Source organism: Deinococcus hopiensis KR-140 (assembly GCF_900176165.1).
Lineage (GTDB): Bacteria > Deinococcota > Deinococci > Deinococcales > Deinococcaceae > Deinococcus > Deinococcus hopiensis.
In genome coordinates, this window is sequence record NZ_FWWU01000009.1 from 152,501 (window position 1) to 173,397 (window position 20,897).

Annotated in this window: 21 protein-coding genes (1 of these 21 cut by a window edge); 7 read left to right on the top strand and 14 right to left on the bottom strand. The window is 70.4% G+C overall.

What is annotated here, in order from left to right:
- The 4 genes from B9A95_RS14005 to B9A95_RS14020 form a co-directional block, all read right to left on the bottom strand.
- Window positions 1–922, bottom strand: partial view of an ABC transporter permease gene (locus B9A95_RS14005; RefSeq protein ID WP_245808309.1) — the 5' portion only. Its footprint begins 182 nt before the window's first position; 922 of the gene's 1,104 nt are visible here — the first part of the coding sequence; its start codon is at window positions 920–922; its stop codon lies beyond the left edge, outside the window.
- A gap of 70 nt (window positions 923–992) precedes the next feature.
- Window positions 993–1,898: an ABC transporter substrate-binding protein gene (locus tag B9A95_RS14010; protein ID WP_084047884.1), complete on the bottom strand. Its 906-nt coding sequence runs from the start codon at window positions 1,896–1,898 to the stop codon at window positions 993–995.
- A 117-nt stretch (window positions 1,899–2,015) separates the two neighbouring features.
- Entirely contained in the window at window positions 2,016–2,366 is a 351-nt protein-coding gene (locus tag B9A95_RS14015; protein ID WP_084047885.1) for an HU family DNA-binding protein, read from the bottom strand.
- Between the two features lie 163 nt (window positions 2,367–2,529).
- The gene (locus tag B9A95_RS14020) at window positions 2,530–3,258 is read right to left on the bottom strand and encodes a HesA/MoeB/ThiF family protein (RefSeq protein ID WP_245808310.1); all 729 of its coding nucleotides are present in this window, start codon (window positions 3,256–3,258) and stop codon (window positions 2,530–2,532) included.
- A 75-nt stretch (window positions 3,259–3,333) separates the two neighbouring features.
- Here B9A95_RS14020 and B9A95_RS14025 point away from each other — a divergent pair, with 75 nt between their 5' ends.
- The 4 genes from B9A95_RS14025 to B9A95_RS14040 all read left to right on the top strand — a co-directional run bounded on the left by B9A95_RS14025 (window position 3,334) and on the right by B9A95_RS14040 (window position 9,939).
- Window positions 3,334–3,903, top strand: coding sequence for a glycerol-3-phosphate acyltransferase (locus B9A95_RS14025; protein WP_084050735.1), 570 nt, complete (start codon window positions 3,334–3,336; stop codon window positions 3,901–3,903).
- Entirely contained in the window at window positions 3,900–6,020 is a 2,121-nt protein-coding gene (locus B9A95_RS14030) for a tetratricopeptide repeat protein (RefSeq protein ID WP_084047887.1), read from the top strand. The genes B9A95_RS14025 and B9A95_RS14030 overlap by 4 nt, the downstream gene beginning before the upstream one ends.
- A gap of 200 nt (window positions 6,021–6,220) precedes the next feature.
- Window positions 6,221–7,912: a copper amine oxidase N-terminal domain-containing protein gene (locus tag B9A95_RS14035; RefSeq protein WP_425429974.1), complete on the top strand. Its 1,692-nt coding sequence runs from the start codon at window positions 6,221–6,223 to the stop codon at window positions 7,910–7,912.
- A 233-nt stretch (window positions 7,913–8,145) separates the two neighbouring features.
- The gene (locus B9A95_RS14040; RefSeq protein WP_084047888.1) at window positions 8,146–9,939 is read left to right on the top strand and encodes a proline--tRNA ligase; all 1,794 of its coding nucleotides are present in this window, start codon (window positions 8,146–8,148) and stop codon (window positions 9,937–9,939) included.
- Window positions 9,940–9,986: 47 nt separating this feature from the next.
- Here the strand turns inward: B9A95_RS14040 and B9A95_RS14045 are convergent, their stop codons facing one another.
- The 3 genes from B9A95_RS14045 to B9A95_RS14055 are packed head-to-tail and all read right to left on the bottom strand — an operon-like array spanning window position 9,987 to window position 12,139.
- Window positions 9,987–10,847, bottom strand: coding sequence for a 4-(cytidine 5'-diphospho)-2-C-methyl-D-erythritol kinase (locus B9A95_RS14045; protein ID WP_084047889.1), 861 nt, complete (start codon window positions 10,845–10,847; stop codon window positions 9,987–9,989).
- Window positions 10,848–10,907: 60 nt separating this feature from the next.
- Complete coding sequence (gene ispD / locus B9A95_RS14050) at window positions 10,908–11,588, bottom strand: 2-C-methyl-D-erythritol 4-phosphate cytidylyltransferase (protein WP_084047890.1); 681 nt, start codon at window positions 11,586–11,588, stop codon at window positions 10,908–10,910.
- Window positions 11,585–12,139, bottom strand: coding sequence for a UbiX family flavin prenyltransferase (locus tag B9A95_RS14055; RefSeq protein WP_084047891.1), 555 nt, complete (start codon window positions 12,137–12,139; stop codon window positions 11,585–11,587). The genes ispD and B9A95_RS14055 overlap by 4 nt, the downstream gene beginning before the upstream one ends.
- Before the next feature lie 75 nt (window positions 12,140–12,214).
- On the opposite strand from B9A95_RS14055, the gene B9A95_RS14060 reads away from it, so the two are divergent.
- Both B9A95_RS14060 and B9A95_RS14065 read left to right on the top strand, forming a co-directional pair.
- On the top strand, window positions 12,215–13,435 hold the full coding sequence (locus B9A95_RS14060) for a cytochrome P450 (protein WP_084047892.1): 1,221 nt from the start codon (window positions 12,215–12,217) through the stop codon (window positions 13,433–13,435).
- A gap of 11 nt (window positions 13,436–13,446) precedes the next feature.
- Complete coding sequence (locus tag B9A95_RS14065; RefSeq protein WP_084047893.1) at window positions 13,447–14,613, top strand: YbfB/YjiJ family MFS transporter; 1,167 nt, start codon at window positions 13,447–13,449, stop codon at window positions 14,611–14,613.
- A gap of 34 nt (window positions 14,614–14,647) precedes the next feature.
- On the opposite strand, the gene B9A95_RS14070 is transcribed toward B9A95_RS14065, so the two are convergent.
- The 7 genes from B9A95_RS14070 to B9A95_RS14100 all read right to left on the bottom strand — a co-directional run bounded on the left by B9A95_RS14070 (window position 14,648) and on the right by B9A95_RS14100 (window position 20,116).
- Window positions 14,648–15,250, bottom strand: coding sequence for a response regulator transcription factor (locus B9A95_RS14070; protein ID WP_084047894.1), 603 nt, complete (start codon window positions 15,248–15,250; stop codon window positions 14,648–14,650).
- Window positions 15,251–15,293: 43 nt separating this feature from the next.
- Window positions 15,294–15,572: a hypothetical protein gene (locus B9A95_RS14075; protein ID WP_084047895.1), complete on the bottom strand. Its 279-nt coding sequence runs from the start codon at window positions 15,570–15,572 to the stop codon at window positions 15,294–15,296.
- A gap of 393 nt (window positions 15,573–15,965) precedes the next feature.
- The gene (locus B9A95_RS14080; RefSeq protein ID WP_084047896.1) at window positions 15,966–17,168 is read right to left on the bottom strand and encodes a sensor histidine kinase; all 1,203 of its coding nucleotides are present in this window, start codon (window positions 17,166–17,168) and stop codon (window positions 15,966–15,968) included.
- 29 nt (window positions 17,169–17,197) lie between these two features.
- Window positions 17,198–17,779 carry a DUF1349 domain-containing protein gene (locus B9A95_RS14085; protein WP_245808311.1) on the bottom strand — a complete coding sequence of 194 codons (582 nt, stop codon included), beginning with the start codon at window positions 17,777–17,779 and terminating at the stop codon, window positions 17,198–17,200.
- A gap of 47 nt (window positions 17,780–17,826) precedes the next feature.
- A complete protein-coding gene (locus B9A95_RS14090) occupies window positions 17,827–18,624 on the bottom strand; it encodes an ABC transporter permease (RefSeq protein ID WP_084047897.1) in 798 nt (265 codons plus the stop codon).
- 59 nt (window positions 18,625–18,683) lie between these two features.
- Complete coding sequence (locus B9A95_RS14095; protein ID WP_084047898.1) at window positions 18,684–19,226, bottom strand: CcdC protein domain-containing protein; 543 nt, start codon at window positions 19,224–19,226, stop codon at window positions 18,684–18,686.
- A complete protein-coding gene (locus B9A95_RS14100) occupies window positions 19,223–20,116 on the bottom strand; it encodes an ABC transporter ATP-binding protein (RefSeq protein ID WP_084047899.1) in 894 nt (297 codons plus the stop codon). Before B9A95_RS14100 ends, B9A95_RS14095 begins: the two co-directional genes overlap by 4 nt.
- Window positions 20,117–20,283: 167 nt before the next feature.
- Here B9A95_RS14100 and B9A95_RS14105 point away from each other — a divergent pair, with 167 nt between their 5' ends.
- Complete coding sequence (locus tag B9A95_RS14105; RefSeq protein WP_084047900.1) at window positions 20,284–20,889, top strand: single-stranded DNA-binding protein; 606 nt, start codon at window positions 20,284–20,286, stop codon at window positions 20,887–20,889.
- Window positions 20,890–20,897 lie beyond the last annotated feature (8 nt).

Sequence of the window (20,897 nt, forward strand, 5' to 3'; positions counted from 1 at the left end):
CCGCCACCCCGACGAGCAGCACGCTGGCCTGCCGCACCCCGCTGAGCCACACCGGTAGGGCCAGAGGCAGCCGCACCCGCCAGAACAGCTGGGCGGGCGTCATGCCCATGCCCCGGGCCGCGTCCACCGTTCCCGCCGGAACCCCCCGCAGGGCCACCACCCCGTTTCGGAGCAGCGGCAGCAGGGCGTACAGGGTCATGGCGGTGAGCGCCGGGGCCGTTCCGATGCCGCTGATCCCCGCGCGGCGCAGGAGGGGAAAGGCGTTGGCCAGGGCCGAGATCGGCGCGATGAGCAGTCCCAGCAGGGCCAGGCTGGGCAGGGTCTGGATGCCGCTCGCCACGCCCAGGACCGCTGCCACCCGCCGCTCGTGCCCCGAGGCCCACACCGCCAACGGCACCCCGATCAGCAGGGCCAATCCCAGCGCACTGCCCACCAGCCGCACATGTTGCCCAAATTCCTGCACCCAGCGTGGTCCCTCATTGCGGCCCTCGACGAGGACGGACCAGGCACTCAGGTGCCCGGCCAGGGCGAGCGCCGCCACCGGCAGCACCCACAGCCAGGCCCCCCAGCGGTTCCGCCCGAGTTGCCCAGCCCCGAAGGCGGCCACCCCCGCTCCCAGCAGAAACAGCCAGACCCCGCTCGCCGCACTTGCTCGGGCAAAGGGCATCTGACCGGCGAGGGCCGCGCGGGTCTGCTCACCCAGCGCCCACACGCCGGCCACCATCGCGAGCGACGCGGCCAGGCCGGTCCACCCGGGCCAGCGCCGAAAGGTAAGCAGGGGCAGCGCCGCCAGCACCACGCCGAGCCCTGTGAGGAGGGGCGGCAGGTGCAGGTACGTTCCCGGCGCAAGGCGGTTGGGGCGCAGCAGCACCCACGGCAGCCACGTGCCCGCCAGCATGGGCAGGGCAGCGAGGACGAACACGGGGAAGAGCCCTCCCGGAGTGGGCCGGGCCCCGCTCACCGGCCTGCGGGTTCTCCGCAGCGGGCCGCGCTCACTTGATCAGGCCCTTGGACTTCAGGTACGTCCCCGCCACGTCCTTCGCCGTGCGGCCTTCCAACGCCACCTGCGCGTTAAGTCCCTGCAGGGTGGTCTGGTTGAGGGAAGCGAAGACCCGGCCCAGCAGCCCGCTGATCTTGGGGTTGGTCTTCAGGACGCCCGCGCGGATGATGGGCGCGGGCTGGTAGACCGCCTGCGCGCCCCGGGGGTCTTTCAGGGCGACGAGCTTCAGCGCCGCGAGGCTGCCGTCGGTACCGTAGGCCATGGCCGCGTTGACGCCGTTGGTGCCGCTGGCGGCGGCCTGTTGCGTCTGGGGCGGCGTGGCCCCTGCCAGTACGAGCTTCTGCTCGGGTTTCAGTTTAAAGCCGTAGGTGGCCTCGAAGGCGGGCATGGTGTCGGGGCGGTTGAAGAACTCGGGACTACCCGCAATCTTAAACGCGCCGCCGCCCTTGAGGTACCGCGCAAGGTCAGCGACGCTGCTGAGCTTCTGGGACGCCGCGAGGGCCTGCGGCACCGCGATTACCCAGGTGTTGTTCACGTTGGCGGGGCGCAGCCAGGTAATGCCGTTCTTGGCGTCGAGTTGCCGGGCAAGGCTGTAGATGGTGCCCGGGCTGCCCGCCTGCTTCGCGCCGATCTTGGCCTCGGGAAAGAGATACACGGCGTTGCCGGTGTACTCGGGATACACGTCGATCTCGCCCGCCAGGATGGCCTTGCGGTTGACGCCCGTGTCGCCGAGGTTGGTGCGGTCTGTGACCTCCAGCCCGGCGTCCTGCAGGGTCAGCAGGATCATCTGCCCGAGAATCTGGGCCTCGGGGTCGAGTTTGCTGCCCACAACGATGGGCTTGGCAGCGGCCTGGCCCGTCACGAGGACGGCCACCGAGAAAAGCAACGCGCGGTTCATCTGACGGTCACCGTATTCCTCCTCCGGCCCTCCAACGTGTGCGCAGGGTCACAAAAAAGGAGCGGGCCGCCTGCTGGACGAACAAAGTCCGGGGACGGCGCGCCGGAAGGGAGGAGGTTAGAGTTCGCCGCGCAGGGTGGTGGCCACCTTGAAGCGGATCTTCCTGCCAGCGGGAATCTGAATGCGTTCGGAGGTGCCCGGACGCACACCGGTGCGCGCCGCTGTCTGGGTGACGCTGAAGGTGCCCAGCCCCGGAATCCCGACGCTACGTCCCTCCCGCAGGGCCTGACCGATGCTGTCCAGAACGGCGGCGACCGCCTCGCCGGACTGCTTGCGGCTGAGGCTGGTGCGGCCGGCCACCAGGTCGATGATCTGCGTCTTGGCGACTTTGCGGCTCGCGGTGTGGGTGGCGGCTTTGTCCTGCGCGGCAACGTCCTGGGCCGCTGGGGTCCTGCGGGTTCTCGCCATGCGTGGTCCTCCGTGAGGTGGATTTGAGCAGAGTTGTGGGCTCAAATGCACAGTAACACACGTTTGTGGCTGCGCAATGCCAGAACTCCGCGCCCAGCGCGGAGTTTTCTATGCAGGTCTGCTGTCTCTGGGGAGACAGTAAAGCAGTTCGGGCCAGGGCGGCTCAGCGTTGGGGGGGTGGCGTGAGGTTCAGAACGTGAACGCGGGCGGTCAGCGCATCGAAAGTCCAGAGTCGGCCTCTCAGTGGGGTGCCCACGCCTCCCAGGACCTTCAGGGCTTCCAGGGCCATTATGCTGCCCACCGCGACCACGAGGGGACCTAGCACCCCGGCTTCCTCGCAGGACTCGGCTCCACCGGGATCTGGAAACACGTCGCGGAGGCCGAGATGGGGTCCAAACACGCTGACCATGCCGCTCGTGCCGCTCGCCGCACCCCAGACCCATTCCCGGCCCAGCGTACGGCAGGTGTCGGCCAACAGGTAGCGGGCCACGAAATTGTCGGTGGCGTCCAGTACGAGGTCCGCGCCCTGCACCAGGTCTCCCGCGTTCCCCGCGTCCAACCATCCCGCAGTCTGCACCTGTACGTACGGGTTGAGGGCCTGCACCCGCGCGGCCGCCACCTCCGCTTTGAGGCGGCCCACGTCCTCGGCGCTGAAGTGGGTCTGACGGTGAAGGTTGCTGAGGTCTACCGTGTCGCCGTCCGCGATCGTGAGGCGGCCCACGCCCGCGCCCACAAGTTGTAGCAGGGCCGGTCCACCAAGTCCACCTGCGCCCACAACGAGCACGTGGGCCGCCCGTAGCCGTTCCTGCGCGCCCGCGCCCTGCCACTCGGGCACGAGCAGTTGCCGGGAATAACGCCTCAGTTCCGCGCGGGAGAGGGGAGGGGCAGTCACGCCTCCGAGTGTAGGCGTTCGGGGACCCCGCGCCCGCCCGCTCTGGACGGCCCGGGGCATACAATGCGCGCCGAGATGCCCTTTCTGATCGTCGCCCTCGCCTCGTACCTGCTCGGTTCTCTGGTGGGTGGGGTGCTGTACTCGCGGCTGCGGGGCCAGGACATCCGGGAGCGTGACCTGCCGGGCAGCAGTGGCACCTTCCGGCAGTACGGCCTGGCCGCCGCTGCCGGAGTGATGGCCTTCGACGTGCTGCGGGGGGCCCTCGCCGCGTGGCTTGCCCACACGCTGACGCCCGACGCCACCTGGCTCGCCATGCTCTTCGTGGTGCTGGGCCACTGTTACCCGGTGTTCTTCCGCTTTCAGGGAGGCGGGGGCATCGCGCCGCTGCTGGGCGCGCTGCTCGTGGCCGCGCCCCTGACGCTGTTGGGACTGCTGGGCACCGGCCTGGCGGTCATTCCGCTGTATAAGGCCACCCTGCAGCGGCGGGTGGGCCTGAACGCCGTTCCGTTCGCCACCGCCGTCGCTGTGCCCGTCGGGCTGCTGCTGGCCCTGCGCTGGGGCGGCGCGGCAGACCTGCTTGCGGGCGGCGCGGTGATGGCCCTGCGGGCCGGGCATCTGCTCGCGGCCGAAAAGCGGGCCACGTGAGGAGAACCGGGGGGGCCCTGCTGGGGACGGTACTGGGAGCCGCGCTGCTCCTGGGATCGTCGGCTGCGGAAACGGTGCTGGTGGGACGCGCCCTGCGCGGTGAGGACGACGCGGGGCACGTGCGCTGGTCCCGCGAATACCCGGCCGTGCTGGGGGACCTGACCGGTCCCCTGCTGTCGGGCGGCACCGCGTATCTGGGTGTGGGGCCGGTGGTCTACGCGGTGGCGGGAGACGGCACGCTGCAGGCCCGCTATGACCTGCCGGGCCAGGTGACGTCCCTGGACGCGACGGGCGGCACGGTGCGGGTCAGCACGAGCGGGACGGGGTACGTCGAGCGCTTTACCCTGGGCAGTCCGGGGCAGGGGGGGGACGTGCAGGAGCGGGTGGTGTTTCCCCCGGAACCCGCCGTGACCGGTTGGTTGCAGGGCGCGGCGGCGCTGGTGCCCGAGGCCCGGCTGAACCAGGCGGCTGCCGACGATCCCCTCAATCCCTTCCTGGCGCTGCGGGAAGCGGGGGCGGCGGCGCAGCGCGGAGACCGGTACGCCACCCTGAACGCGGTGCGGCGGGCGCTGGCGGGGGACCTCCCGTTTCCAGCCTGGGTGCAGCTCGCGGCGGTGCTGGACGCGCGGGGCTTTCCCGCCGCCGCGGACCTCGCGCTGGACCGCGCCCGGCGGGACGCGGCCGCGCGCGGCTACGATCCCGAGATCCGGGTGAGCCGCGCGGCCCTGTTCGCCTACGGCAATCCCAGCGGCTACCTGGGCACGTTGCTCGCGCAGGGGCGGTTGCAGCGGGCCGAGGTGTGGATGCGGTACCTGCGTGACCTCTTTCCGCGATTCGAGGGCGGGGACGCGCTCTACGCCCGCTACGCGGCGCTGCTGGACGCGCAGGGGCGCAGCGGGGAGGCCGAGGAGTGGCGGGCATTCTCGCGGGAACTGCGCGCAGGCACGCTGTACAACCTGGGGGCTGAGGGTCCCCGGCAGGTGCGCGCGTCGCTGCGGCTGGTGACGCTGTCGCTGCTGCTCGCGCTGTGCGCAGCGCTGCTGACCCTCACGGCGCGGGCCTGGCGTGTGCAGGGCGAGGACACCCGGGCCCTGGGCGGGCGCTGGGCCGCGTGGGTGCGCCACCCGCTCTCCCGCACCCGCCGCGTCGCCGTGCTGTACGGCACCGTGGGTGAGCGACTCATGGTGACGGCCCTGGCGGCGGGCCTGCTTGTCAGCGTCGCGGGGTGGCAGTGGGCCAACACCACGGCCGCCCGGTTGCAGGCCCCGGCCCTGAATGCGGGCACCTACGGCGGGGGCTGGTTCGCGGCCCGCCTCGACGAGCTGAACCTGCGGCCTGGCGCTGACACGGCGCTACTTGTGGGGCTGGCCGCGCAGCTTGGTGGGGACGACAGTGCCGCGCGGCAGCGGTACGCGCAGGCTCCCGGCAACGCCTGCGCCCTGAATAACCTCGGCGTGATCGCGCAGGGCCGGGGCGACCCGCCGCAGGCCCGCGAGCTGTACCGCCAGGCGCTCGCGGCCCGGCCAGACCTCGCCGCCGCCGCCGCCAACCTGGGCCTGCGCCCGCGTACCCCCGGCACCGCCTTTCAAGACGCCTACCGTCCGGGCGTTCCCCGGCTGTGCTACCCCGACGACCGCAGCCTGGTCCGGGCTGTGAACGGGGATCTCAGCGTGACCCTGCTGCGCGACCTGCGCGCCCCGCTGGCCGTTCTCGCGCCGGGCCTGGGACGCAGCGCCCGGCTGGGGTGGGCCTTTCTGGCGGCCTTGGCGCTGCTCGCGCTGCTCGCCCTGTCGCTGGTGATTCCGCGTCCCCAGGGAGCGGGGCGTCAGGGCCGGCCCGCCGGTTACCGCCTCGCTGCCGTGTTGCTGCCGGGTTCGGCCCTGCTGGACGGGGCCTGGGGAGGGGTGCTGCTGCTCGTTTGGGCGGCGCTCGTCGCGGGGCTGGCCCTGCAGACGGGGGTGGTGGGGCCCGCATTCGCCGCGGCCCTCCTGCCCCCGGGCGCGCTCCCGCTGCTGCTGGCCCTGCTTGTGACGAGCTACGCGCTGAACGCGGCGGCCCTGATCCGCGCCGAGTTGCGCTTTAGCCGCCAGCGGCGGCGGGGCCTTGAAGGGGGCTGAACCGCAACCGGTTTCAGGGGCCTGACACAGCGGCCCCACTCGGGCATCACAGTTTCTTCACCGTCCGGACCTGGGGGGCACCGGGGCAGATGTCCGTCAGGTTCGGCCCGCATACTTCCCGGGTGTTTGCGCCTGCTTCGCTGCGTTTCCTTCTGCCCTGTCCGCGCCGTCAGGCCGGAGCGGTGGTCCGCTCCCTGCTGGTGGCGGCCCTGCTCGGCCTCGCTGCCGCGCCCGCCACGGCAGCGGGAGCCGTCCAGCTCACCTTCTCGCCCGATCAGGCGGCGGCCTTGCTCAACGGTGGGGCCGCGCAGTTCAGTGCCCCGCCCCGGCTTATCGGCGGACGCACCCTGTTGCCCCTGCGCGAGACGGCCACCCTGCTGGGCCAGACGCTGACCGTTCAGTCTGATCAGCTGGGATTGGGCCGCCTGATGGTGGACGCGGCGCGGGGCGTCGCCACGCTGGGGGGGGTGCTCCAGCCCGAGGGCAGTGTCGCCGTCCTGGACGGCACCGTATACGTCAGCACCCGTCTGCTGGCCGACGCCCTGAACGCCGGCCTGAGCATGGACGACGCGGGCCGCACCCTGACCCTGACCGCCCTGCGGGAAGGCGGCAACCCGCTGGCTCCCCAGGCCCGCTTTTCTACCGACAAGACCACCTACGCGCCCGGCGAGCGGGTGGTGTTCACCGAATACCCCTTCGATCCTGACGGAGCCGACCTCACGGCGCGCCGCTGGACGGGGCGGCAGGACGTGTACTTCCAGCCTGGTACCTACACCGTGACGTTGCAGGTCACCAACAGCCGGGGGCTGCAAAGCGCGCCCTTTTCCCGCACCCTGCGGGTGGAGGGCACCCCGGTGGACTCCCCACTGACCTACGCCCTGAAATACGCCGACCCCGGGGACCGTTTTCCCGATCCCCTCGTGAACACCTACCCAGCGCTCACCGATGTGCGGCTGCCGAGCATCGGGCGTCCCCTGATCTTCAGTGACAGCCCCGAGGCCCCCACCCAGAGCGGCGTGCTGTACCAAGACAGCCTGTCGGGCCCGCTGCGGCTGCTGGCCTACCACATCAATGCTCTGAGCAAACCGGCGCGGCTCTACGTGCTGGCCCGCAACCTGGAGGACCGGGCGGTGGACGTCCACACCGAGCGGCAGGGTGAGACGGCTCCCACCCGGCTCGAAGTCCTGCTGGGACAGATCACGCTGTTGGACTACTTCGCGGGCACGGGGGGCCCCACGCTGACCCTGCAGCCGGGACAGACGGCGGCGGTCTATGCCAGCCCCACCCTTGGACCTGGCAGCGGCGTCAACGTTATGGCAGACCTGACGGCCTCCGGCCGGGTGGAGCTGAGCGTGGTGATGCTCGAAGACAGCCTCCCGCCCACCCAGCAGGCGGTGCAGCAACTGCCCTACCTGACCCCCGATGCCAAGCATGTGCGCGGCACCTTTGAGAACGCTGTGCGCTCGCTGCGGGTGAACCTCACCCGGTTGCCCGCACGGCTGGTGCTGGGGGACGGACAACTGGACCCCGCCCTGCTGGGCGTGGACCGCCTGACGGGCCGCCCCCAGCGCCTGGGCGGCAACTACGGCGTGCTGTACGACCTGGAGGTGACCGGCGCGGCGGGCACGGCGGTGGCCTTCAGCCCGCGCGGAGGACTGTACCGCGGGGCCATGCAAGTTGAGGACGGCCCCATCTCCCAGACCATCAAGCTGCCTCATACCGGGAGCGCCCTCAAGCCCGACGAACCCGTGATGCTGTGGCGGCCCCAGTCGGACCGCCTGAACATCGACTTCGTGCCCGCCAGTGGCAGCAACCTGCCGGTTAGCCTGCTGTTCTACCGCGCTCGCCCCGAGGAGGGCTTCGGGGGGACCATCAAGACGTATCAGCCGTGAGGCGGAGCGGACGCTGGACGCTTTGGCCCCTTTGTCTTGACGTTCTGCCCCCTCCCCTGTAGCCTCGCTCCATGAGCAGACGGACGTTCCCCCACATGCTGACGCGTGTCGGTGCGGGCCTGCCTGTGCTCCCGCCGCCCTCCGGGGTGTGAAGCTGTCATTTCTGGCCGGACGTGCGCCCTCTCCGGAGACGCACAGACCTGACGTGCGCACATCCTGGAGGAAAAAAAACCATGCGTGTATCGCAAGGATTGTTCGTGACGTGGCGCGAGGCCCCGTCGGACGCCGAGACGCGCGGCATCGCCGCCCTGTCGCAGGCGGGCTTCGTTCGCAAGCTGGGCAGCGGGCTCTACGCCCACCTGCCGATGATGCAGCGCGTGCTGCTAAAGCTGGAGGCATTGATCCGGGAAGAACTCTCGGACGTGGCGCAAGAGGTCAGCTTCCCAATGCTGCAACCCGAAGCGCTGTGGCGCGAGTCTGGGCGCTGGGAGATCTATACCCGCGCTGAGGGCATCATGTTTACGGTGACGGACCGGGCTGGGCGGGAACTGGCCCTCGCGCCGACGCACGAGGAAGTCGCGGTGGCCGTGGCGCGCGAGGTGGTGCGTTCTTACCGGGACCTGCCGCTGAGCGTGTACCAGATCGCCCGCAAGTTCCGCGACGAGTTGCGCCCGCGCTTTGGGCTGCTGCGAACGCGCGAATTCACCATGAAAGACGCCTATTCCTTCCACGCCTCGCCGGAAGACTTGGCACGGCAATTTGAGGTGATGGGCGCCGCCTACGCCCGCATCCTGACCCGGCTGGGCCTGGAGTGGCGCGCCGTGGACGCCGATGGTGGCAACATCGGCGGCGACGCGAGCCGCGAATTCATGGTGCTGACAGGCGTGGGCGAGGATGAGGTGCTGTACAGCGCGGACGGCCTCTACGCCGCCAATGCTGAACAGGCCGTCTCACGCGCGGCGGAGGTGGCGCCCAGTCCCTTCACCTCCTTCGCACGCCGCCACACGCCGGGGACCACCACCGTGTCAAGCGCCTGCGCGGCTCTGAACTGTGAGGCCGGGCACATGATCAAGAACGTGCTGTACGACGCCACGTTCTTGCGAGAGGGGCAGGCGTACCTCGTGCCGATCCTCGTGAGTGTGCGCGGCGACCACGCGGTCAACCCGGTCAAGCTGTGGAACGCGGTATCGGCGCGGGCCGAGCGGTTTGGGGGCGGAACGCTGATCTCCCTGAGCCTCGCCCAACCGGAAGCCTGGACGGCCTTGGCCTTGCCGCTGGGTTACATCGCCCCGGACCTGCCGGACCACGTGATCGCGGCCCGGGAAGTCCTGCACCCGGCCTTCCTGCGCCTGTGCGACGGAGCAGCGGCAGCGGCGCGCGACTTCACCACGGGTGCGAACGAAACCGAGTGGCACGTGACCGGCGCGAATTGGGGCGAGCAGTACGCCCTGCCGGACGTGGTGGAGCTCCGCCAGGCGGAAGCGGGGGACAGCTGCGTTCACGATTCGGCGCAGGTGCTGCTCTCGGCGCGGGGCATCGAGGTGGGGCACGTCTTTCAACTGGGCACCCGGTATGCGGAGGCGATGGACGCGGGATTTACCGCCGCCGACGGTTCCTTCCAGGCCTTCCACATGGGCTGTTACGGCATCGGCGTGACCCGGTTGGCGCAGGCGGTGGCCGAGCAACTGGCTGACGTGCAGGGGCTGGTGTGGCCCACCGCCATCGCCCCGTACCAAGTACTGCTGACGGTGGTGGACATGGGCGACGCCCGGCAGGTGGGGGCCGCCGAGGCACTGTATGCCGAACTGCGCGCAGCGGGCGTGGACGCGCTGCTCGATGACCGTACGGAGCGTCCCGGCGTCAAGTTTGCGGATGCGGACCTGACGGGCATTCCCTACCGCGTGACCTTGGGCCGCGCCCTGTCGTCTGGGGAGGCGGAAGTCAAGGAACGGCGCACGGGCGAAGTGTCGCGCGTGGCGGTGGGGGAGCTGATGGGTTTCTTGCGGAAAGCGGTTGCGGAGCGCTGAAGGCTGAGGGCTTGCGTTCGGCCTCCTCCTCTTGGCCCTCTGCGCCGCTACAGCGTCCGGGCCGTCGTCACCCACCAATCCGGATGCAGGGCGGCGATGGCCCTGGCGGCGGCGTGCGCCTCCTCGTCGTTGTCGGCCAGGGCAAAGCAGGTGGCTCCGGAACCGCTCATCAGGGGCGAGCGCAGGCCCGCGCTTGCCAGGACACTCAGGGCGGTACGGATGGGCGCGTGACGGGCCACCACCGGGTCTTGCAGGGCGTTGAGGTAGGGCACCTCGCCTCCGTTGGTCAGGGCGGCCAGAATGCGCTCCACGTTCAGCTCGGGGGTGAATTCTTCCTCCGCGTCCAGCCAGGCATAGGCGTCGGCGGCGCTGACCTCCACCCGGGGATTGACGAGGACGAGGGGCACGTGCGGCACCGGCAGCGGGGTGAGCACCTCGCCCACACCCTCGGCGAGCGCGGCCTGCCCCAGCAGGAAAAAGGGCACGTCGGCCCCGAGCTTCAGGGCGAGTTCGGGCAGCGGGACGTCGGACGGATACAGCCGCGCCAGGGCCATCAAGCTGGTGGCGGCGTCGCTGCTGCCGCCGCCCAGGCCCGAGGCCAGGGGCAGCCGCTTGCGGAGGGTGATCGCCGCGCCGTCCGTCACGCCCGCCGCGTTCAGGTACGCCCGCGCGGCCCGGAACACCAGGTTCTGTTCGGTGGGGAGGTCCGCGCCCTCCACGGTCAGGGTCAGTTCGGCGGCGGGCGCGATCAGCAACTCGTCGCCCACCGTCAGGGGGACCATGATGGACTGCAAAGCGTGATAACCGTCGGCGCGCAGTTCGCGCACGCTGAGGCCCAGGTTGACCTTGGCGGGTGCGAAGTAGGTGGCGGCCGCCCCCTGGGGGGACGGCGGGACAGTTAGGAGCATGGGGGACCTCCGGGCAGGCACATGGACCCTGAGCATTCCATATCCGGCCTTCCCCTTGCCTTACTGTTCGCCCTGCTCGGCGTCCCACACCGCGGCCAGCGCCTGCGCCAGCGCCAGATCCCCCGGCGTCGTGACCTTGAACAGCCGTGCGTCGCCGGGCATCAGGGCCACGGGCAGGCCCAGCCGCGCCACGAGACCCGCATCATCGGTGGCGGTCACGCCCTCCTCATGCGCCGCCCCGTGCGCCCGCGTCAGCACCTCCCGCCGGAAGCCCTGCGGCGTCTGCACGGCCCACAGGCCCTCGCGGGGGACACCTTCTCTCCAATTTCTCCCCTCGCTCCGCACCAGCGTATCGGCCACGGGAAGCGCCACCGTCGCCGCGCCCACCTCCTCCACCGCTTCCAACAGCGCCCGGACCGCCCTGGCAGGCAGAAAGGGGCGGGCAGCGTCGTGGACGAGAACCACCTCCGCTGCTGTGGCTTCCAGCAGCAGCCGCACACTCTCCTGCCGGGTCGCCCCACCGACGATGCTCCGCGCAGGCAGCCCTGCCGGTAGACTCCACCCTGCCGGCAGCGCCACCACCACCTCGTCCACGTGCGGCGCGAGGGCCGCCACACTGCGCGCCAGGAGGGTCCGGCCCCCCACCTCCACAAAGGCTTTGGGCCCCAGGCGCAGGCGGGTGCCGGCACCCGCAGCGGGGATAAGTGCCGCCGAGGGCAAGCCCTGGCCCTCGGCCTTCATTCCCCCCACCTCCGGAATCCCGGCACGTCCAGCCCGAACTGGTCCAACACACGGGCAGTCACGAAGTGCAGCAGCTGCTCCACGTTCTGCGGCGCGTGGTAGAAGCCGGGGCTGGCGGTCATCACGGTCGCGCCCGCATCATGGGCCGACAGCATATTGAGCAGCATGGGGCGTGGCAGGGGGTCCTCGCGCAGCGCGAGCACCAGCCGCCGGCGCTCCTTGAGGGTGACGTGCGCGGCGCGGGCGAGCAGGTTGTCGGCCAAGCCCGCCGCCACCTTCGCCAATGTTCCGGCGCTGCACGGCACGATCACCATGCCGTCGGTGCGGAAGGAACCGCTGGCGATGCTGGCCCCCAGGTCCCGGTCATCGTGCACGGTGCCCGCCAATGCGGTCAGGTCCGCCAGCTGCGGCCCACCCTCGGAGGCCATCACCCGCTTCGCACCGCTCGTGACCACGAGGTGCGTGTCCACCCCCAGGGCCGCGAGCGCCTCCAGGATGGACTGGGCATACGGAATGCCGCTGCCTCCACTCACGCCGATGACGAGCCGCATGGCAGGCACAGTAGCAGAGGGCAGAGCGCCGAGCATTCCTCGGCGCTCTGCCCATGACGGGCGCTACCCTGGAGCATGACCGTGAATTCTGCCACCCTGCTCGCGGACTACTGGCAGGGCGCTCACCTGACTGATCCACCCGCGTATCTGGACCGGGTGCGGGCCATGTCGCCCGTACTGTACGAACCCGGGGCGGGCTTTGCCCTGTTGACCGGGCACCCCGAGGTGGCGGCGGCGCTCAAAAGTCCCCTCGTCCGCACGGGCAAGTACGACGGTGGCCCCGGCTTTCAGGAGACGGCCACCTACGCGCTGATGTCGCCCATGATGCTGTTTCACGACGGCATGGACCACACCCGGCTGCGCTCCCTCGCCCAGCGGGCTTTTACCCCGCGTGTGCTGGAGGAAAGCCGCGCCTTTATCGCCGCCCTCACCGACGACTTGCTGAACCGGGCTGCGGCCCGCGCCGCCGAGAACGGGGGAGAGGTGGACGTGGTGGAGGCGCTCGCCGTGCCCCTGCCCGTCACCGTCATCATCCAGATGCTGGGCCTGCGCGGCGAGGATGCCGAGCGTTTCCGCACCTGGGCGGGCAGCGTGGCGGACCTGCTGGGCGGCCTGAACATGACCCCCGAGCGCTGGGCCGAACTGGAAGCCGACGCGGCGGCCATGCGCGCCTACTTCCGGGACCTGGCCGACGAACTGCGCGCCGGTCCCCAGCCCGGCCTGCTCTCGGCCCTGGCAGGGGTGGAAGACGGCGGCGGGCGCCTGAGCGGCGACGAACTCCTTGCCAACGCCGTACTGCTGCTCGTCGCTGGGCACGAGACGACGAGCAACCTGATTTCCGGCAGCGTGCAGGCCCTCCAGACCTTCCGGGAGGAGCGGGACTGGCTGGGCGAAGACCTGCCGGGCCGGATGGGCAACGCCGTGGAGGAGTTGCTGCGCTTCACCTCGCCCGTCCTCTCCACGGGACGCTTTACCACTGGGCCCCTCACCCTGGGAGGCGTCACCCTGCCCACCGGAGTACACCTCTCGATCAGCCTGGGCGGCGCGAACCGGGACCCGCGTGTGTTCGCAGATCCCCATACGCTGCATCTGGGGCGCGAAAACGCGAAGGCCCATCTCGGCTTTGCCGCTGGGGCCCACTATTGCCTGGGCGCGACCCTGGCGCGGATGGAGGCAGATACGTTCCTCACGCGCTTTCTGACACGTTTCCCCGGGTACACCGTGCCCGAGCAACCGCTGACGTACCACCCCAATTTCACCCTGCGCGGGTTGCAGGGGCTGCGGGTGCGGCTGTAGCGTCCTCACAGATGGACCGTTTCCCCGAATCCTTTCCCCGCAGCCTGGGGCAGATGGTCCGGCTCTCGCTGGGGGTGGCGGTGGCCCTGGGTTTTGCGCGTTTCGCCTATGCCCTCGTGCTGCCCGCCATGCGCGCGGACCTGGGTTGGAGCTTTACCGTGGCGGGGGCCATGAACGCGGCGAACGCGGCGGGCTACCTGCTGGGAGCCTTCGCCGCTCCCCGCCTGATCGCGCCGTGGGGACTTCGGCAGACGTTTGCGGTGGGGATGGTGGGCACGGCCCTGGCCCTGCTCGCCTCAGGCCTGACCAGTATGGTCCCACTGCTGCTCGCCCTGCGTTTTCTGGCGGGGACGGGCGGGGCGCTGATTTTCGTCGCGGGGGGCGGACTGGCGGCCCTGGCGGCGCGGGCTCATCCCCAGCGGAGTCCCCTGCTGCTGGGCGTGTTCTACGGCGGCGCGGGGGTGGGCATCCTGACGTCGGCCTTGCTGCTGCCGCCCCTGCTGGCGCGGGGATGGCCTGCGGCGTGGCTGGCGCTCGGCGGGGCCTCGCTGCTGGCACTCGCCGGAGCCTGGCCTGCCCTGCGGGGTGCGACGCCCTCTGCGGGACAGACCGGGACCGTCCGTGCGTCGCTGCGGCCCCTCGTCCCAGCCCTCGCGGCCTACACCTGCTTCGGGCTGGGGTACATCGCCTACATGACCTTTATCGTGGCCTTCCTGCGCGCCGAGGAGCTGGGCCACCTCGTCACGCCTTTCTGGGCCGTGCTGGGCGGAGCGGTGGTCGTCAGTCCGCTCGTGTGGGCCGATGTGGTGCGGCGTCTGCCCGGGGCACGCGCGATGACCGTGCAACTCCTGACCCTGGCGCTGGGAGCGGCGCTGCCCCTGGTGGGCCGCGCTGCGCCAGTGCTGTTTGCGTCCGGCGTGCTGTTCGGCATGAGCCTCCTCGCCGTGGTCACGGGCACCACGGTCCTGACCCAGCGGGTCTTGCCCGAGGCGGCGTGGGGCCGGGGCATCGCCGCCTTCACGGTGGTCTTCGCGGCGGGTCAGACCCTCGGCCCGGTGCTGACAGGGGCGCTGTCGGACGGTGCGGGGGGCCTGCGGCTGGGGCTGATCGTGTCGGCGCTGGTGCTGCTGGTGGGCGCGGGGCTGGCGTGGAGGCAGGGAACGGAGGAGGCAATCTGAAGGGCAAAAAGCCTCGACTTCCTCTGCCCACCGCCTACAGCCACCCCTTCTCCCGTGCTTGCCGCGCCGCCTCTACGCGGTTTCCGGCCTCCAGTTTGCCGATGGCTTCCGACAGGTAATTGCGGACCGTGCCCTCCGAGAGGTTCAGCGCCGCGGCGATCTGCGCGGTGGTGGCCCCCGTCTCGGCCTCACGCAGCACCTGGCGCTCCCGGTCCGTGAGGGGATTGCGGTCCCCCCACGCCTCGGCGGCCAGCGTGGGGTCCACGGCGCGGCCTCCGGCATGCACGCGGCGGATGGCATCGGCCAGATCGGCGGCGGGGGCGTCCTTGAGCAGGTAGCCGCGCGCGCCCACCTCCAGCGCCCGGCGCAGGTAGCCCGCCCGCCCGAAGGTGGTCACGATCACCACGCGGACCCCCGGCACCTCGGCGCCCAGGCGCTCGGCAAGGTCCAGTCCACTCAGGCGCGGCATCTCGATGTCGGTCACGAGGATATCGGGGCGCAGCGCCTTTACCTGGGCCAGCGCCTCCTCGCCGTCCGCCGCCATGCCCACCACCTCCAGATCGCCCTCCAGCGACAGCAGCGCCGCGAGCGCTCCACGCACGAGGGCCTGGTCTTCGGCCAGGAGGAGGCGGATCACGGGCAGGACCTGCGGAGGGGAGAGGGATCACGCATGCTGAGTTTCATTCTGCCCGCACGTCCCCGCCGACTGGCCCATCTCCCGGGCCGGTGCGGGGCCGTGGCCTGACCGTATGGATGTAGGGCGACTTCACGAGGAGGCGCAGGGGCGGCTGGCGGGCTGTGAAGCCCTGCCACCGGTGCTCGAAGGGGGCGGTCTGACGCTGGAGCAGGCCCAGCGGCTGGAGTTGGGCCTGCCGGAAGACGGAGACTTGCTGCCGTGGCGGGACCGGGCGGGGAACTTGCTGGGCCTCAAGGGCCGCCACCTCACGGCCGGACGTCACAAATACTCCGGGCTTCCGCCCGACAACGGCAATCTGCCCTGGGTGGCCCCGGACCTCTTCTCAGCAACGCAGGCTGTGCTGTGGGTGGAGGGCGAACTCAACGGTATGGCGTCGTGGCTCGCGCTCAAGGACCCCGGCGTGGGTGTGATCGGCCTGGGGAGCGCGTTCGGTCTGCCCCACCCGGACCTGCCCGCTCGGCTGAGGGTGCCCGGTTTCTTCTTTCTGGAGGACGACGAGGTGGGCGGCAAGAGCGCCGCCCGTTTTCTCGGAGAAGCGGCCTGCCAGAACGTGCTCCTGTGCCGCACCGGTCGCCTAGGACTACGCCGAGCAGTGCGGACTGGACACCCTGGGAATGGGGGGTGGCGGCAACGGCTGGGCCTGCTGAAGTGGGATTCAGCCCGAGGAGCGGTCTGGCAGGGGGCGGAGAGCAGAAGGCGGCGCGCCGGGGGTTTGATTCCCCTCTGCTCTTCGCCCTCCGCCTTCGCCCTCCGGAAACTTCGCCACCACCCGCGTCCCCGCCGTTCCGCTGCGGCTGAACTCGCCCCCCAGTGCCCGCACCCGCTCGCGCATGGAGGTGAGGCCGGTGCCCTCAGGGGCCTCGCCGCCCACGCCGTTGTCAGCAATTTCAAGGCGGTAGCCTCCCATTTCGCGGGTGATGCTCACGCGGCACTCGCCCGCACGGGCGTGGCGCACCACGTTTGTGACCGCCTCGCGCAGCACCATGCCCATGCTGTGCTCCACCTCGGGCGGCAGTGGGCATTCCTGGCCGCCGTATTCCAGCCGCACGCCGGCCGCGTCGAGGGCCACCTTCGCCCGGGCGAGTTCCGAGCGCAGGCCGCTGCCCCGGTAGCCGCTCACCGCCGCGCGCACCTCGGTCAGGGCCTCGCGGCTGATGCGCTCCACCTCACGGATTTCCTGGGCGGCGCGGGCCGGATCGCGCTCTGCCAGCTTGCTGGCCAGTTCGCTTTTCAGCACGATCACGGAGAGGGTGTGGCCCAGCAAGTCATGCAGGTCCCGGGCGATCCGTTCACGCTCAGCGTCGGCAGCCAGGGCTTCTTTCTCGGCCTGCACCTGCGCCAGCCGGACGCGGGCGACGTTCTGGCGGTGGGAGGCGTGGTTGCCCCACATCGCCACTGCCGACAGCAGCAGCATCTGGGCCAGATCGAACAGGCCGATTTGCGCCACGCCGAACTGCCACGGCACGAGCAGAGCTGCCAGTACACCCAGGTAGCCGAACGCGAGCACCACCCGGTTGCCCTGAAATCCCAGGACCCCAGCGGCATACACCAGGAAGGTGGCGGCGTTGAAGCCCAGGGCCGGAAAGGACGTGGCGTACAGAAAAAAGCACCAGCCCGCCGTGAAGGCCACCAGGAAACCGTGGGTCTGCGGATGGTGGCCCTGCCGGGAGTACAGCCGCCACCACAGACCCACGAAAATGCCCACGCCTGTGAGGTTCAGCACCAGGATGGGTACCGGATGGGGCGTGCGAAACAGTTCCGCGAGCGGAAAATACAGGTAGACCAGCCACACCAGCGGAAAGACCCGCCAGAACAGGGGGCGGCGCTGGTCAGGATGGGGTGGGGGAGGCCGGGTCATGGTGGGATTGAACCTCTTTTCTTTCGTGCTCAGGGCTGGACCAGTTCGTGCAGGGAGCGGCAGTCCACGCCGGACAGCGTGAACTCCCGGAACGTCACCCGGAAGCCCTCACGCTGGGGACTGCACGCCATCACCCCCACCTGCGCCGGCAGGTCCGGCGGAAAGTAGGCGACCCGCAGCAGGGCCCAGGGCATCCCGTCCTCTGGGCGGGCATGAACGATCAGCGCGTCGCCCCGGCGGACCATGCGGAAGGTCATCTCCGGATAATCGGCAGCGGGGGCCACGCTCCAGTCTGAGCGCTCCAGCGTGGCCACAGTGCTCCACTGCTGACGGCCCACGTATTCCACGCCGGTCTTGACCCAGTGCGCCCCGCTCGCCCGCAGCATCAGCCCGGCCTGATCGTAGAGATGCCTATATTCCCCGCGCACCCGCACGCTCGCGGTAAATTCGAGTGGGGCGCCTCGCAGCAGGGCATGGCCGTCGTCCCGCGTGAAGCCGTACTGCGTCTCACGCCAGAAGTCCGTCCGGTTTCCTGTGCGGACCTCCAACGCGCCGTCCGGGTGTTCCCGCGCAAAAGGGGGCGGAGCGTGCCAGGTCATGTCGGTCCACATGCGCCCAGTATTCACGTCCTCACCCCCACCTGCTGCGCCCGGTACGTTTACTGCCCGCGCGCCTCGTCGCGGCGGTAGGCCCAGGCGGCGAGCAGACCCAGCACCACCGTGTACCCCGCCAGCCAGGCCCAGTGAACGGCGCTGCCACCCTGCCCTTCCACGGCGGTCCAGCCCAGTTGTCCGAGGTGGTACGAGGGCAGGTACGGCGCGAGGTTTTGCACCACTTTGGGCAGTTGGTCCAGCGGCATGAACAGCCCCGAGCCGAAGGACATCAGTACGGAGATGATCTGGGCCACCACGCTGGCGCTCGTGGGCGTCGCCAGAAAGCCGATGCACAAGCCCAGAGCGATCAGCGGAATCATGCCCAGCAGCAGTTCCCCGGCGATCCGCAGGCCCTCGCCCAAGGGAAAGGTGACGCCGCCCGCAACATGCCCGAACAGGTACAGCGCGGTCAGGCTCACGGCGCTGAAGCACAGCGCGGCCACCACCTTGCCCGTCAGGTACAGCGGGGCCGGGAGCGGGGCAGCGCGCATCAGCCGCAGCCAGCCCCCGGTGCGCTCGGCGGCGACGGCGGCCCCAAACGAGAACATCGCCAGCGAGAGCAGCGAGTACGTGCCGAAGCTTACCAGCAGGTACTGCCCGACGCTCACGCCCGCGTCCGTCTTCTCGTGCACATTGGGTAACCCGAACAGCGCAAAGAAAATCAGCGGAAAGCCCAGCGTCCCCATCGCAAACATCGGGTTGCGGATCATGCGCCTCAGCTCGGCCAGGACGAGCTGCCCCAGCAGGGGAAGCGTGGGCGCGCGGCGGGGAGTGGTGGTGAGGGTGGGGGTCAGGGTGGTCATGGGGGTGCCTCCGGAGATGGTTGAGGGTCTGAGAGCCGAAGGAGGCCGAGGAGGAGGGCTCACACCGCTCGCCCCCCCCTCGATGCCCGCAGAACCAACAGCGCGTACACGATCTGGTAGGCGACGAACACCAGAAAGAGACCGGTGGTGAAGGGACTGCGGCCCACAAAGGTAGAAGGATCGAACTGCTCGCCTCCTGTGGTGGCCGGCATTCCCCCAATGGGGAGGGGCCATGGCCGCCACAGCAGCCGCGCCACGAACAGCGCGAACACGCCACCACCGATCCACACGTTGGGGAGGTAGCGCGTGGCGTGGCCGTCGGGGCCGTATTCAAAGCGGGTGTGCCGCGCAGACCAGGAGGCGAGCCCAGCGCCCACCAGCGCTCCGAGCAGCGCCGCGCCCGAACCGGCCAGGGAATGCGCGCTGAGCAGCACCAGCGCTCCGATGACCAGCAGGATGAGCGGACGGCGAGCGAGGCGGCGCTGGCCCCTCGCGTCGAGGGGTTGCGGGGTGGCGAAGCGCTGAAAGCGGCGCAGCATCATCAGGGCCATACAGGCCAGCGCCACCAGCGAGGACGCCAGGGCGGGGTGGGCGGCGGTCACGCCTTCACGCTCCCCGTCAGGCTCATAAACGCGTCTTCCAGGCTGGCCCGCGTCACTTCCAGCTGGGAAAAGGGGGTTCCCGACTGCACCAGTGCGGTGAGCAGGGCTTCGGGCGTCCGGGTGGTAAGGGTGGCGTGGCCGCGTTCATCCACCTCGGCACCCTCCACGCCGGGCAGGTGCTGGAGTTCGGTCAGTACCAGGTCCGACTGGAAGCGCACGTGCGAGGTGGCGATGCTGGAACGCAGGGCTCCCGGCGTGCCGTCCGCCAGGATGCGCCCCGCGTTCATGACCACCACGCGGTCTGCGGTGCGCTCGGCTTCCTCCAGGTAGTGGGTGGTGAGCAGGATGGTGCGGCCCCCGCGCTTGAGCCGCTCCACAGCGGCCCAGAACCCCTGACGGCTGCCCGCGTCCATGCCGGTGGTGGGCTCGTCCAGGTACAGCACCGCCGGATTGCCCACCATCGCGAGCGCAAAGGCCAGCCGCCGGGCTTGTCCGCCCGAGAGAGCCCCGGCACGCCGCCCCCCCAGCGGTAGCAGATCTGCCAACGCCAGCGTCTCGTCCACCGGCAGCGGCGAGGGGTACATCCGCGCGAACAGGGTCACCGCCTCGCGCACCGTCAGCGCAGCGGGGAGAGCACTTTCCTGGGGCATGGACCCCACCTGCGCCCGGGTGGTGGCGTCGCGCGGATCGCCTCCCAGCACCCGCACCGCGCCGGCCGTAGGCCGCAGCAGCCCCAGCATCAGTCCGATGGCCGTGGTCTTGCCCGCGCCGTTGGGCCCCAGCAGGGCGGTCAGTTCTCCGGGCCGCACCTCCAGATCGAGGCCCTGCAAGGCCTGCACCCGTCCGAACGTCTTGCCCACCCCACTGAGTTCTATCGCTGCTCCCGTCATGCTCCAAGCTTGCCTGACAGAGCCCAGAGTCCCCAGTGTGGCCCGTCAGACGCAAAGGGTGACAATTGTCACCCTGAGGAGATGGGTCGGTTTCCCCAGCGTTGAGCCAAGCTTTAAGCGTGAGATTGATTCCGCCCACGCGGCCCGGACCGCTAGACTCGGCGTATATGGCCGATCTTGACCGTGCCCGTGAAGCCCTGCGCGCTTCTCTGACCGCCTGGGCGGTGGCCGAGGTGCGCGCCGGTCAGGCCCGCGTGACGCTGGTGCCTGCTCCCGATGCCCTCGCCCTGCACCTGGAACGGGTGGATGCGGGCTGGGCATTGAGCTGGGCTTGCGACAGCGTGACCCCACCCGTCGTGCGCGCACGCCTAACGGTGTGCGGCGTGACCCGCGAGGGGCTGGCAACGGGCCATACCCTGAACGACGCCCGTCTGTGCGCCCTGGCTGACGCCGCCCACTTCTTCGGTCTGCCCTTGCCCGAGGAAGCGCAGTGGGTGGAATACGACCCCGAGGACGGAGCGAACACGGCGGACCTTGACGCCGAGACCGAGCGGGCCGCCGCGCCCAGTGCCCAGGCCGTGGCCCTGCTGCCCGAGCCTCCGCGCGATCCGCAAATGGACAAGGCCCGTCGGCACATTGAGGACCTGCTGGAGCAGCTCAAGGCGGCGGGCAAGGGCGGCGACGCGACGCGCGTGTTGCTGCGCGGCTACGGCGAGACGGTGGAAGAGAGCCGGGGCATCTACAAAGAACTCCAGGCCATCCTCAAAGGCTAGGGGAAAGG